General features: G+C 46.2%; 11 protein-coding genes. 7 read left to right on the forward strand and 4 right to left on the reverse strand.

The features are described from left to right. Positions 1 to 38: 38 nt before the first annotated feature. A complete protein-coding gene (locus DW033_RS01055) occupies positions 39 to 443 on the reverse strand; it encodes a hypothetical protein (protein ID WP_005862885.1) in 405 nt (134 codons plus the stop codon). 272 nt (positions 444 to 715) lie between these two features. On the opposite strand from DW033_RS01055, the gene DW033_RS01060 reads away from it, so the two are divergent. The 6 genes from DW033_RS01060 (at position 716) to DW033_RS01090 (ending at position 8,632) form a co-directional block, all read left to right on the forward strand. Next, the gene (locus DW033_RS01060; protein ID WP_121960742.1) at positions 716 to 1,108 is read left to right on the forward strand and encodes a helix-turn-helix domain-containing protein; all 393 of its coding nucleotides are present in this window, start codon (positions 716 to 718) and stop codon (positions 1,106 to 1,108) included. A 632-nt stretch (positions 1,109 to 1,740) separates the two neighbouring features. After that, positions 1,741 to 2,994, forward strand: a complete 1,254-nt coding sequence (locus DW033_RS25270; RefSeq protein ID WP_306439183.1) for a DIP1984 family protein — start codon at positions 1,741 to 1,743, stop codon at positions 2,992 to 2,994. 387 nt (positions 2,995 to 3,381) lie between these two features. Further along, entirely contained in the window at positions 3,382 to 4,197 is an 816-nt protein-coding gene (gene ispE / locus DW033_RS01075; protein WP_122382305.1) for a 4-(cytidine 5'-diphospho)-2-C-methyl-D-erythritol kinase, read from the forward strand. Continuing rightward, positions 4,194 to 4,775, forward strand: coding sequence for a class I SAM-dependent methyltransferase (locus DW033_RS01080; RefSeq protein ID WP_048928246.1), 582 nt, complete (start codon positions 4,194 to 4,196; stop codon positions 4,773 to 4,775). Before ispE ends, DW033_RS01080 begins: the two co-directional genes overlap by 4 nt. An 11-nt stretch (positions 4,776 to 4,786) precedes the next feature. Continuing rightward, positions 4,787 to 7,279, forward strand: a complete 2,493-nt coding sequence (locus tag DW033_RS01085; protein WP_122382306.1) for a prolyl oligopeptidase family serine peptidase — start codon at positions 4,787 to 4,789, stop codon at positions 7,277 to 7,279. A gap of 198 nt (positions 7,280 to 7,477) precedes the next feature. Then, positions 7,478 to 8,632, forward strand: coding sequence for a carboxymuconolactone decarboxylase family protein (locus DW033_RS01090; protein WP_121960854.1), 1,155 nt, complete (start codon positions 7,478 to 7,480; stop codon positions 8,630 to 8,632). Positions 8,633 to 8,716: 84 nt separating this feature from the next. Here the strand turns inward: DW033_RS01090 and DW033_RS01095 are convergent, their stop codons facing one another. Further along, positions 8,717 to 9,718: a malate dehydrogenase gene (locus DW033_RS01095; RefSeq protein WP_005862899.1), complete on the reverse strand. Its 1,002-nt coding sequence runs from the start codon at positions 9,716 to 9,718 to the stop codon at positions 8,717 to 8,719. A gap of 154 nt (positions 9,719 to 9,872) precedes the next feature. Here DW033_RS01095 and DW033_RS01100 point away from each other — a divergent pair, with 154 nt between their 5' ends. Next, positions 9,873 to 11,723 (forward strand): YgiQ family radical SAM protein, encoded by a 1,851-nt coding sequence (locus DW033_RS01100; protein ID WP_121960744.1) that lies wholly within the window; start codon positions 9,873 to 9,875, stop codon positions 11,721 to 11,723. A 126-nt stretch (positions 11,724 to 11,849) separates the two neighbouring features. On the opposite strand, the gene DW033_RS01105 is transcribed toward DW033_RS01100, so the two are convergent. After that, entirely contained in the window at positions 11,850 to 12,230 is a 381-nt protein-coding gene (locus DW033_RS01105; RefSeq protein ID WP_005862903.1) for a RidA family protein, read from the reverse strand. Between the two features lie 27 nt (positions 12,231 to 12,257). Beyond that, entirely contained in the window at positions 12,258 to 13,004 is a 747-nt protein-coding gene (rlmB, locus tag DW033_RS01110; RefSeq protein ID WP_036628747.1) for a 23S rRNA (guanosine(2251)-2'-O)-methyltransferase RlmB, read from the reverse strand. Positions 13,005 to 13,014 lie beyond the last annotated feature (10 nt).

The following is a 13,014-nucleotide window of genomic DNA, read 5'->3' on the forward strand; positions in this document are numbered from 1 at the left end:
AAAAAGAGGAGTAGCGAAACAACTACAATATGCCTTATTCATAAAATCTTTTTTAGCGGTAATATTAATAAAAAGCACCCTTGATTTTCGGAACGGCATATTGAAATGTGGCATTTATCCGTGGTCCAGCCATCCAAAAGGAAATCATATGTATAGGTCTTAACGCAGTGGCTTATATATTTCATTAGATCCTTATTATCAGTTAAGAATAGATATACAGCTTCACAAATGTCGTTTTGATTAAAAAGGCAAGTGAGCGTGGAGGTTTTGAACACGACTTCCAATGTAATCTGGCTTACGTCATTCCACGTATAAGTGATCATACATAAATCCAGATCCTTCAACAATATCTGCGCTTTCCTTACCGGCAAACCAATTACTTGATGGGATAAGCTAATCATCTCGGAATAATCCCTTTGAGGATATTGATTTTGAGTTTCCATTGATTTCTGTGTTTATCATTCGCAGACAAAATAAGCTTACCGCCTGCTGATATACCATCAATCCCCTTGATAAAATATCAATGTCACGACTAATATTATCAGATGACAGAGATAAATGATATATCTGACTACGTATTTACGGTCGGTAACAATGCCCATCGTAATTTGTAGTTATAAATAAAATTAGGTGCGGTTGCTCTGGATATCTGATACAATAGTAAGATAACTCAGATTTAATACTTATTTTTGTGACAGGATCAATAAGAACTGACATGGAAACAACATTTACCAGAAGAAATAGTCATGGAGCCAACTTAAAACGTTGGAGAGAATGGAGAGGCATCAAACAAGAAGTGCTCGCCGACAAAATAGGGGTATCACAAGCCACCTTATCCGGCTACGAGAAAAAAGACGAATTGGAACCTGAAGTATTGGAAAAGATAACTAAAGCTTTGGATATTCCGATAGAGGCGATCACGGAGCTTAATGAAGGAGCGCTTATCAATATTTATTCTGGCACATGGCAAGATAACGCAACTGTAGCCGGAAGCATTCAAAATCAAATTTTTAATCCCATCGATAAAATAGTCGAGCTTTACGAACGATTATTAAAGGCCGAGCAAGAAAAGGTTACCATGCTCCATGATATCATAAAGGATAAATAAGTATCAATTGTGGAGACCGTAAGCTAAAACACTATAATCTTGACATTATGATCAAAATAACAGAATAACGATGTCAAGACCTTTTTACGAATAGAGGAAATGAGGGAGAAGCCTATGATGAAATCATACGTTTTCCCTCATTTCTTTGCCTAAATACCCCTGTTTGGACTCAAAAGTAATAGAGTTAGGTAACACAAAAGGCTGTATTAGGCAACACGACCGTATGTATTAGGTAACGCAACCGTATGTATTAGGCGATACATAAGGAAGAAACAGCACTCACATCCTATAGAATCGGAAAACGCACCCGTATAAAAGGCTATTTTCACCTAAGAATATGAGATAAGATGAATTAATTTCGCTAGAATGAAAGGGCCTATTTCCATAAAGAGCTATAAGACAATTAGATGCTATTATTTTATGTCATTTTCGGAAGCAAGGCGTACCTCAGCCCGGAAAAAACGCTTCTCCGGGAGTTCAGATTACAGAATGTCAAAACGTCAAACCTGCTCTTTTACGCGTGATGCCTACGACTATATCCGTAAGAAGAAAACTAAAATCAAATTCAAATAATATACTTACAACATTATTATATATAATAAAATGTTTATTTTTACACAAAATCTGTTGTTATGACAAAAGAACAATTCCTAAACGATCAGTATGTATCTGGATTTATCCAGTGGCTTCGTGATAAACTATCTAATTTCACCCATTCATATTACAATCAGAAAGAGAAGGAGGAATGGCAATGTACCTCTTTTTATGATGCTTGCCACAAATATAAATGGGGAGGTCTAAATTGGGAGGAAAACAATGCCTTATTGGAAAGTTATGCCAAACGACTTAAAGCGAGTATCCGAAATAATGACAACGAAGCTTGCCAAGATGCTTGCCTCGATATATTAAAATGGGGAGGCGTTATACGGGAAAATCAAGAAAGGATCAAGGCACAAACCAACCTTGTGAATTATCTAATGAAGGCAGAAGGGGTCTTAACCCGTGACTCTTTAGATATAAAGGATGAGATAATTATTATGAACTCAGGATTCACCAAGATTTATTCTTTATATATAAATGATTTTATCATCTACGATAGTCGTGTAGGAGCCGCTTTATGCTATTTGGTGAAACTATATTGTATAGAGCAGAAACAAGGCGGTGTCCCTTCTTCATTAAAATTCGCCTATGGTGATGCCCGAAATCCGGAGGTTAATCGGAATCCTAACAGCGACATTTACAAATTCTCTAAACTTGATCGAGGAAAAATCCATATTGAATGCAACCTTAAAGCCAATTGGCTATTAAAAGAAGTATTAAACTTCCCAGAATGCCAATTTAAAGACATGCGTTCTCTGGAAGCAGCCCTCTTCATGATCGGGTATGCAATTCCAAAAGAGCAAGAACAGCAAACATTAAAAACATACCGAATTATGAAATTAGCAGAAGCTCTCAGCTTACGAGCTGATTTACAAAAAAGAATATCACAACTGGAAGTCCGGCTAAAAAACAATGCCCGGATTCAAGAAGGTGAAGAACCCGCAGAAGATCCACGGGGGCTTATGGATGAGTTGAATAATAATCTGAATGATTTGGAGACACTGATTTTCAGAATCAACCGAACCAACATGGCTACCCTTGCAGAAGGTACAAGCCTTACGGAAATGATCGCAAAGAAAGATATCTTAGCATTGCGCATCTCCGTCCTTCGTTCCGTCACACAATCGGCAACGGGCAGTTTAGAACGTTATTCGGCAAATGAAATCCGTTATGTCCGCACAATAAATGTGGCAGATTTACAAAAAGAAATAGATTCATATTCCAAGCAATTACGTGAATTGGACGTGAAGATCCAACAGCTAAATTGGTTGACGGAACTGATATAAAGCATAATTCAGGTAGTTCTTTTTAAATAGGGCGAGTATATCTCTGGCAATTGAGAATGAATTGTCGAACTTACTGCGAATGGAAGCGAGAGCGGAGCATAGCGCAAAAAGAATCGTAATGCTCAGTATTGTTACAAGCTCAAGCCACAGGTTGCATTGTTACTACCGCATACTGACTATAAAGAGAATGAGGGCGGGTCGGAGGGATTTTCTTTTAAGCAGGCATTTAATTATGGGCATCCTAATGGATATGGAGAAACAGGTCGCTGGCGGTATGACACTTATGGAGAAATTTTGGTGTGATTATCCTATTTGCCCATCAGATTAAGGTAATTCTGATCGGTAAACATTATCTTTGCGTATCATATAAAACAAACATTAAATACTATGATCTGTTTCCCGAATGCCAAGATAAACCTAGGTCTGAACGTGGTAAGCAAACGTCCGGACGGTTATCATAATATAGAGACCATCTTCTATCCGATCCCCGTGAGGGATGCCCTCGAGATCGTCGCCTCGGATCGGACCTGTTTCACGCAAACCGGAATCCCGGTAGACGCTCCCCAAGAGAAGAACCTCGTCATAAAAGCGCTGAACGCCCTAAAGACGAGATACGAGATTCCCCCGCTAGAGATCCATTTGTTGAAAGCGATACCTTTTGGCGCCGGGCTTGGAGGAGGTTCCGCCGATGCCGCTTTTATGTTGAAGCTGGTCAATGATTTCTGCGGTTTGGATATTCACCCGGATGAGTTGGAGGCGATAGCGTCCACCATCGGAGCCGATTGCCCGTTCTTTATCCGTAACACGCCGGTATTCGCGACCGGCACGGGAAACCAATTCGAGCCCGTGGACTTGTCCTTGAAGGATTATTATCTATGCTTGGTAAAACCGGATGTAGCCGTCTCCACTCCCGAAGCCTATTCGATGGTAACACCCGCCGCGCCCGAGACCTCCTTGAAAGAGATCATCCGGCTACCGGTATCCGAATGGAAAGAGCGGATGGTGAACGATTTCGAGCGAAGCGTATTCCCGAAGCATCCCGTGATCGAGCGGATCAAGGATACCTTATACGAGGGAAGCGCCTTATATGCCGCCATGTCCGGCTCCGGATCGTCCGTGTTCGGTTTGTTCGAAAAACCAACCCATTTCAAGGAACAATCCCTGTTCAGCGATTGTTTTCTATGGGAAGGACAATTATCATGAATCAAATAGAGATCTTTTTTGATACGATGGCGGAACGCTGGGATGCTGTCTGCGTACATGATCCGGGAAAGATCCGGACGATATTGGATCGTACCAACCTGCGGCAGAACGCCCGCATCCTCGATGTCGGTTGCGGCACGGGGATATTGGAAAGTTACCTGCTGCCGTACGAACCCCGCCAAATCGTAGCTATCGATATAGCGGGCCAAATGATCGAGAAAGCACGCATGAAATATCCGGATCATCCGCTCATCGAGTTCCTCCAAGAGGACGCTATGAGCTACGAGGGGAAAGGATTCGACTATATTATCCTATATAGCGCTTACCCGCATTTCATGCGGCCGGAACGGTTGATCGAGCATATGAGCGACTTGCTCGTGCCCGGCGGTAAATTGGTTATCTGCCACAGCGAGAGCAAGGAAAAGATCAATACGCACCACCATCGGCACGCCGATCGATTATCGCTGCCCTTGCCCCCGGCCCGAGAGGTGGCGGCATTGATGGAGCCTTATCTTCTTCCGCTCGTCGTAGAGGATACCGAACAGCTTTACATCGTTTGCGGAAAACGTTTATCCTAAACTAATTATATATGAACAGAAAAACTAACTTAATTCCGGCATTGCTTCTTTCCGCCCTTTCGCTTTACGCCATGGAAGACGTGAAAGTAACGCAATTCCAGCACGCAGGCCCGTTCACGGTCAACAAGCCGATCCTAGCGGACAGCCTCAACGTAAACGGCAAGCCTTTCGAGGCGAAGAATCTATTAAAAGCGACCTTACCGTTCGAGCAAACGCTTGCGAACGCCACGGTACTCGACGCCGACACGGCAGGCGCGATCACCTTCGCCGCCCCGCAAAAGGGATATGCCCTGCATCTATTTTCTTTCTTCTTGAACAGCGACCGGTACGTAAAAGGCACGCTCGATATATCGGGTCCCGGGGCGTTCGAAGTATTCGTCAATGATAAACCGGTCGGAGCCTCTTCCGAGTTGGTGATGGACCCCCGCCGCTATCAAGTAGTCGTTAAATACCTGACAGCGGAAACAGACACTTGTCCTCCCAGCCTAAAGGCTACCTTCAAGAGCGAGGCGGAAGCGAAAGTCGTAGCTTCCTTGAACCCGGAGAAACGCTACACCCTTCTGAATATCCTAGAAGGAAAGGATTTCCAAGGCGTAAGTGTCTCCCCGAACGGGAAGTATGCCTTGGTAAAATACGTCAATCGATTCCCGGAGGGCAAGAGCGAATCGTACGGGCAATTGATGGATGCCGCTACGGGACGGGTCTTATTGCAAGACGGAAGTTTCTTGACAACCGCCAAATGGATGCCTAAAAGCAATCGATTGTATTACACCCGCACCGGTCTGGACGGTACGGAGTTGGTAACCGTAGATCCGGCGACCTACCAACAAACGGTATTAGTCCCGAACCTTCCGAAAGGGCGGTTCGTATTCACCCCCGATGAGTCCACGCTTCTCTATACCGTAGAAGAGGAAGGTCCCAAGGAAGGGACGGAATTGATCCGTGTATTAGAGCCGGCAGACCGTATCCCGGATTTCCGTGACCGCTCCTTTATCTGGCGGTATGACTTAAAAACAGGTTTGTACGAGCAACTTACTTTCGGGCATACGGACACTTATATCAATGATATCAGCGCTGATAGCCGCTATCTATTGTTCAGCACCAGCGACCGGGTGTACACCTCCTTACCGCACTCCCGCAACTCCCTTTATAAATTGGATTTGCAGACCATGGCGATCGATACGATCTGGGAGAAAGCCCCGTACGTAAACCAAGCCGCCTTCTCGCCCGACGGTAAACAGTTATTGGTAGCTGGGGCAGGCGACGCTTTCGACGGGATCGGACAAAATATCAAGCAAGGACAGATCTCCAACTCGTACGACGGGCAGTTATTCCTATACGATCTGGCAAGCCGTAAAGCCTCCCCTCTCACCAAGGACTTCAATCCGAACGTGATCGATGCCGTATGGAACCGCTTCAACGGGCAAATCTATATCCTCTGTGAGGATGAGGATTATCAACGGATCTATACGTGCGACCCGGCAAACGGAAAGATCAAGCAAGTAGCCGCCTCCGAGGATATTATCATGTCGTATGCGTTGGCCGACAACGCCCCGGTTCTTTTCTATTACGGACAGAGCGCATCCAACGCCAACCGCCTTTACGCTTACGACCTGAAAGGTGGAAAGAACCGCTTGGTGTATGATCTCTCGCAAGATAAATTAAAAGATATCGCCTTGGGCGAGGTACACGACTGGAACTTCAAGTCGGATGACGGTACGACTATCCAAGGCCGTTATTACCTACCGCCTCATTTCGATCCGAATAAGAAATATCCGATGATCGTTTATTACTATGGCGGTACTTCCCCGACGAACCGTGCGCTGGAGATGCGTTATTCCATGCATATGTACGCCGCTCTCGGATACGTGGTCTACACCTTGAACCCTAGCGGAACGACGGGCTTCGGACAGGAATTCGCCGCCCGCCACGTGAACGCATGGGGCCTGAAGACCGCCGATGAGATCATCCAAGGTACCAAGCTGTTCTGCAAGGAGCATTCTTTCGTGAACGAGAAGAAGATCGGTTGCATCGGTGCCAGCTACGGCGGATTCATGACACAATACCTACAAACCCGTACGGACATTTTCGCCGCCGCTATCAGCCATGCCGGTATTAGCGCGTTGAGTAGCTATTGGGGAGAAGGTTATTGGGGATATGGCTATTGCTCCGTAGCGAACGCCGGGACTTATCCTTGGAACGCCCCGGAGTTCTTTACCAAGCAAAGCCCGTTGTTCAACGCCGATAAGATCAAGACCCCGCTCCTGTTGCTTCACGGCAACGCCGATACGAACGTACCCATCGGGGAAAGTATCCAAATGTTCGCCGCCTTGAAGATCCTAGGGAAAACCGTGGAATTCGTGCAGGTGGATGGCGAGAATCATGGTATCGTAGGCTATCAGAAACGTATAGGCTGGCAAAATACCATCTACGCATGGTTCGCCAAATGGCTGAAAGACGAGCCGGAATGGTGGAAAGCCTTATATCCGGATCGTACTTTATAAGAATATTTATTTGAACGAAAGCGTCTGTGTCTCCCGCAAGGGAATCGCAGGCGCTTTATTCGTTTGCTCAACCCCGGCTGTCATCCGGATCAGCTCCGTTTACGAACGGTAATTTTGATACAAAGATCCGTAATATATATACATATACTTGAGATAAATCCGAATATCTTTGTGATGTCAAACAATAACGATATCCTCATGAAAACAAAAGCAATCGTACTCTTCCTGCTAGGCTTCATACCAGCCTTCGCACAAGATATCCCAACTTCTAAAACAGAACAAAATATGGACAGAATCGAACGCTGTAAAAAGAATTACACCGAGCTATTCGGAGGCGAGGCATTGACCGGACAAGGAACAGATCCGGAAATGATGGACATTCTCCAGAAATTCATCTTCGGGGAGGTATTCCGCACAGGAGATCTTGATAAAAAGACCCGGGAGCTTATCACTTGCACCATATTAGCCACGATGCAAACCTTGCCCCAACTGAACGCCCACGCCAAAGCGGCGCTAAACGTAGGCGTCACTCCCATCGAGCTACGGGAGGCAATATATCTATGTGCCCCGTTCATCGGTTTCCCGAAGACATTGAATGCCTTAAATACCATCAATGAAGTCTTTAAGCAACAAGGCATCGCTTTGCCTCTGGAGAGACAAGCTACCGTTACGGAAGAAGATCGCCACGAGAAAGGACAAGCCATACAAAGCCGGCTTTACGGCGAGGGAATCAAAGAGGCCATGAGGAACGTCCCGGGAAATATGGGTCCGGAAGTAGAGCGATTCCTCACCGAATTCTGCTTCGGAGATATCTATACTCGCAACGGGCTAGACCTCAAAACCCGGGAGTTACTGGCTTATTGCATACTAACGACCCTTGAAGCCGAAAGCCAACTACACTCGCATCTCGAAGGGAACTTACTGGCCGGCAATAGCAAGGAGACCTTAACGGCGGCGGTTATACAATGTCTTCCTTATATCGGCTTCCCTTCCGCTATCAAAGCGTTGAAGATCATTAAGGAGTCCTCTCAGCCCGCCCCTGAGAAGAACTTAGTCCGCCTATCCAAGATCACGGTCGATCCCGCCCAGTTGGAACGTTATAACGCCTTTCTGAAAGAAGAAATCGAGGCTTCCATGCGTCTAGAGCCGGGTGTTCTTACACTGCATGCCATATCGGAGAAAGAACATCCAAATAAAGTAACCATCCTAGAGATTTACGCGGATCAAGACGCTTATAAAAGCCATATCCAAACGCCCCATTTCCAGAAATACAAACAAGGAACATTACAGATGGTGCAAGAGTTGGAACTGGTAGATAGCACGCCCCTGATCCCCGGACTAAAGATAAAATAAAACAAGAATCCCCGCTTTCCGGCACGAAGCCATCTAAGCGGGGATTCCATATATCCATGAAAATCTAAATTACTTGTTATTCGATCATTTGATATTCGGATTCAATTTATGCCATTCGGAAATAGCGGGAAGCACGCCCATAGCGATCACCTCGTCACGTAAAGCGCAAAGGTGCTTGTAGCTCTTCTCCAAGGCAGCCTCTTCTTCCGGTGTACCATGCACCTCTTTCAACGTTACGCCGTCTTTCGTAATCGAGGTCTCCCAAGCCATCATGATATGATCGAACTTACCGTTTGATACATAAGCGCCAGCCGGCCAACGGAACGGTTTACCACCCATTGCCGCAGCGATCATCTCGATAGATACATACGACGGGCTTTGGAAGGAAGAACGGCCACGCAAGGCGATAATGTTCGCGCCACCCTTCGTAACCTTTGTCTGTATCTCCGCCCATTGATCTTTCGTCAAGGCATCCGTACCGATAAGCTCAGTTAAAGGTTTACCATCCACTTTAGCGGTAGAGGCGAAAACAGCCATTTGCTCGCCATGGCCACCATACGTACGGCAATTCTCAACCTGATCCATAGAGATACCGAAATGTTTTGCCAACTCACTGCGTAAACGAGTAGAATCCAATGCGGCCAACGTCGTAACCTGAGAAGGTTTCAAGCCGGAATACAATAAGGTAATCAAACCGGTAATATCCGCCGGGTTAAAGATAACCACGATATGCTTTACGTCCGGGCAATAAGCCTTTACGTTCTTGCCGAACTCCTCGGCGATAGCGGCGTTTCCTTTTAGGAGATCCTCACGGGTCATACCTGCCTTTCTTGCGGCACCACCGGAGTTAACGATATATTTAGCGCCAGTCAAAGCCTCCTTGATGTCTGAGGTAAAAGTGATGTTTACACCCTCGAAACCACAATGGAATAATTCCTCGGCAACTCCCTCCAAACCCGGTGCGTAAGGGTCGTACAAACAAATGTTGGAAGTTAGTCCCATCATAATAGCGGTCTGTGCCATATTAGAACCGATCATACCTGCTGCGCCGACAATCGTCAGCTTCTCGTCTGTGAGTGTTTTCATAAGAAACCTTGTTTTTAAATGTTTATTTTTCTTTTCGACACAAAGATACGAGATTGAGAACTCTTGTCCTAATCATAAAAACGAATCCCCCATAAATAAAAGTTATGAATAGCGTCTCTATGATTATTCCAAGATTATCACGTACCTTTGCATTATGAAAACATTTAAACTAGACAATTGGTTGCCCACAACGAAGAAAGAAGTCGAGGCACGGGGATGGGATTACCTCGACGTGATCCTTTTCTCTGGAGACGCCTATGTGGATCACCCCTCTTTCGGGGCGGCCGTGATCGGTCGTGTATTGGAAGCGGAAGGATTACGGGTAGCGATCGTACCGCAACCGGATTGGCGGGGAGATTACCGGGATTTCAAGAAGCTCGGCGTTCCCCGGCTTTTCTTCGGTGTATCCGCCGGTGCCATGGATTCAATGATCAACCATTATACTGCCAATAAGCGATTACGCAGCGACGACGCCTATACGCCGGACCAACGTCCGGGAATGCGCCCGGATTATCCGAGCATTGTCTATACTAAAATACTGAAAGAATTGTATCCGGATGTCCCCGTCGTATTGGGTAGCATCGAGGCCTCATTACGCCGGCTTACGCATTACGATTATTGGCAAGATAAGCTATTACCGGGAATCCTTGCCAGTAGCCCGGCCGATTTATTGATTTACGGCATGGGCGAGAAGCCGATCAAGGAGTTGGTGCGCCGCCTAAAGTCCGGCATTCCTTTCAACGAGATCAAGGACATCCGCCAAACGGTTTATCTGGCAGACAAAGAGGATGCGAAAGACGATGATATCGTGCTCTTCTCACACGAGGAATGCCTAAAAGATAAATTGAAACAAGCGAAGAATTTCCGGCATATCGAAGAGGAATCCAACAAATACAATGCCTCACGTATCTTGCAAAAGGTAGGAAAACAGGTGATCGTAGTGAATCCTCCTTTCCCTCCAATGACGGAAGCGGAGATAGATGCTTCCTACGACCTCCCCTATACCCGCTTGCCGCATCCCAAATATAAAGGGAAAGTGATACCGGCTTTTGAGATGATCAAGTTCTCAGTGAATATCCACCGGGGTTGTTTCGGAGGATGCGCGTTCTGTACCATATCGGCGCATCAAGGGAAGTTCATCGCCTCCCGAAGCAAGGAATCGATCTTGAAGGAAGTGAAAGCGATTACCGAAATGCCGGATTTCAAGGGATATCTAAGCGATCTGGGAGGCCCTTCCGCCAATATGTACCGTATGAAAGGGAAAGATGAGCGGATTTGCGCCAAATGCAAGAAACCGTCTTGTATCTCCCCCGTCGTTTGCAAGAACTTGAATGCGGACCATACGCCGCTACTGGATATCTACAAAGCGGTAGATAGACTTCCCGGGATCAAGAAGTCGTTTATCGGAAGCGGTGTACGCTATGACCTGTTATTGCACCGTTATGCGGATGAGTCTTTAAACAAGGCAGCTCAAACCTATACCGAGGAATTAATCGCCCGCCACGTATCCGGCCGTTTGAAAGTGGCCCCGGAGCATACGCAAGACGAGGTGTTGAAACAAATGCGTAAACCGTCTTTCTCGCAATTCGGACAGTTCAAGAAGATATTCGATAAGGTAAACCGGCAATATGGGTTGAACCAGCAACTCATCCCCTATTTCATTTCCAGCCATCCAGGATGTACCGAGGCGGATATGGCGGAGCTGGCGGTGATCACCAAGAGCTTGCATTTCCAGTTGGAGCAAGTACAAGACTTCACGCCTACGCCGATGACATTGGCTACGGAGATGTATTATACCGGATATCATCCTTATACGTTGGAGAAAGTATATACGGCCCGCTCAAAAGAACAAAAGTTGGCACAACGCCAGTTCTTCTTCTGGTATAAACCCGAGTCACGCCGTCAGATCATGCAAGTATTGCAAAAGATGGGACGAAAGGATTTGATTGAGAAATTATTCGGACAGAGGGGTGACATGAATCCCGCTCCCAGAAAAAGAAGATAATAGGCTTTTGAGATTAGCTGTATCGATGAATTACGAGAGTAGTCGCATCGTATCACGGGAGTAGTCTTGATGGATAACGAGAGTAGTCTCGACTAGCGATGAGACTACTCTCGTTATTCCTTATGATTATTCTTTCACGGCGATCACCTCGATCTCTACCAAACCATTCTTCGGCAGTGTCTTAACGGCTACCGCCGAACGTGCGGGAAACGCACCTTCGAACTGAGAGGCGTATACCTCGTTCATAACGGCGAAGTCGCCCATATCCGCTAAAAATACGGTTGTTTTTACGACATCATTGATGCTATAACCTGCCTCTGCCAAGATAGCGTGAACATTCTTGAACGCTTGGGCGGTTTGTTCCTTTACGGATCCCTCAACGAAAAGTCCCGTAGCAGGATCGATACCCAGTTGTCCGGAAGCGAACAGCATATTACCTACTTGCACCGCTTGGCTATACGGACCGATAGCGGCGGGAGCGTTTTTTGTAGCGATAACTTTCTTCATTTTCTTCTTTAGTTTATATACATATTATTATTGTTGCTCGTTCATACGTTGGCGAACCACCTCGTACACCAAAATGGAAGTGGCTACGGACACATTCAAGGAACCGATCGTTCCGAATTGCGGAATCTTTACCATATTATCGCAGATGCGCAAGTTCTCCTGAGACACACCCGTATCTTCCGCTCCCATCACGATCGCAACCGGTCCTTCATACTTCACCGCCGTATAATTCTCCGCCGCTTTCTCGCTGGCGGCAAATACCTTCACCCCGCTTTGCTGCAAGAAACGGATCGCTTGGTTGATACTCTTCTCCTTACAAACCGGCAATACATGCAAGGCGCCGGCAGAGGTCTTGATCGCGTCGGCGTTTACCGAAACGCTTCCTTTTGCCGGAATCACGATCGCATCGACTCCCGCACACTCGCAGGTACGGGCAATAGCGCCGAAATTACGCACGTCCGTAACCCCATCCAGCAATACGATGAAAGGATCTTTTCCTTGCTCATACACAAAAGGAATGATATCTTCCAAGCTCTGGTAGGTAACCGCCGACATAAAAGCGATCACCCCCTGATGATTCTTTCGAGTCAAACGATCCAAGCGTTCAGCCGGAACACGTTGTACCGGTATCTCACGGCCTCTCAGTACCTCAAATAACTCTTTGGATAGATCCCCTTGTAAATCCCTTTTCACAAGGATCTTATCTACCTCCTTATCAGCCTGTATAGCCTCAATCACGGCACGAATGCCGAACACCATCTCGTTTTCTTTCATACTTTATATA

It is taken from the genome of Parabacteroides sp. AF39-10AC (assembly GCF_003635405.1).
Classification (GTDB): Bacteria; Bacteroidota; Bacteroidia; order Bacteroidales; family Tannerellaceae; genus Parabacteroides; species Parabacteroides distasonis.

Coding starts and splice junctions, on each gene's coding strand:
- DW033_RS25270 (WP_306439183.1), top strand. CDS start 1,741: ATGACAAAAGAACAATTCCTAAACGATCAGTATGTATCTGGATTTATC.
- DW033_RS01090 (WP_121960854.1), top strand. CDS start 7,478: ATGAAAACAAAAGCAATCGTACTCTTCCTGCTAGGCTTCATACCAGCC.
- DW033_RS01080 (WP_048928246.1), top strand. CDS start 4,194: ATGAATCAAATAGAGATCTTTTTTGATACGATGGCGGAACGCTGGGAT.
- DW033_RS01060 (WP_121960742.1), top strand. CDS start 716: ATGGAAACAACATTTACCAGAAGAAATAGTCATGGAGCCAACTTAAAA.
- DW033_RS01095 (WP_005862899.1), bottom strand. CDS start 9,718: ATGAAAACACTCACAGACGAGAAGCTGACGATTGTCGGCGCAGCAGGT.
- DW033_RS01085 (WP_122382306.1), top strand. CDS start 4,787: ATGAACAGAAAAACTAACTTAATTCCGGCATTGCTTCTTTCCGCCCTT.
- ispE (WP_122382305.1), top strand. CDS start 3,382: ATGATCTGTTTCCCGAATGCCAAGATAAACCTAGGTCTGAACGTGGTA.
- DW033_RS01105 (WP_005862903.1), bottom strand. CDS start 12,230: ATGAAGAAAGTTATCGCTACAAAAAACGCTCCCGCCGCTATCGGTCCG.
- DW033_RS01055 (WP_005862885.1), bottom strand. CDS start 443: ATGGAAACTCAAAATCAATATCCTCAAAGGGATTATTCCGAGATGATT.
- DW033_RS01100 (WP_121960744.1), top strand. CDS start 9,873: ATGAAAACATTTAAACTAGACAATTGGTTGCCCACAACGAAGAAAGAA.
- rlmB (WP_036628747.1), bottom strand. CDS start 13,004: ATGAAAGAAAACGAGATGGTGTTCGGCATTCGTGCCGTGATTGAGGCT.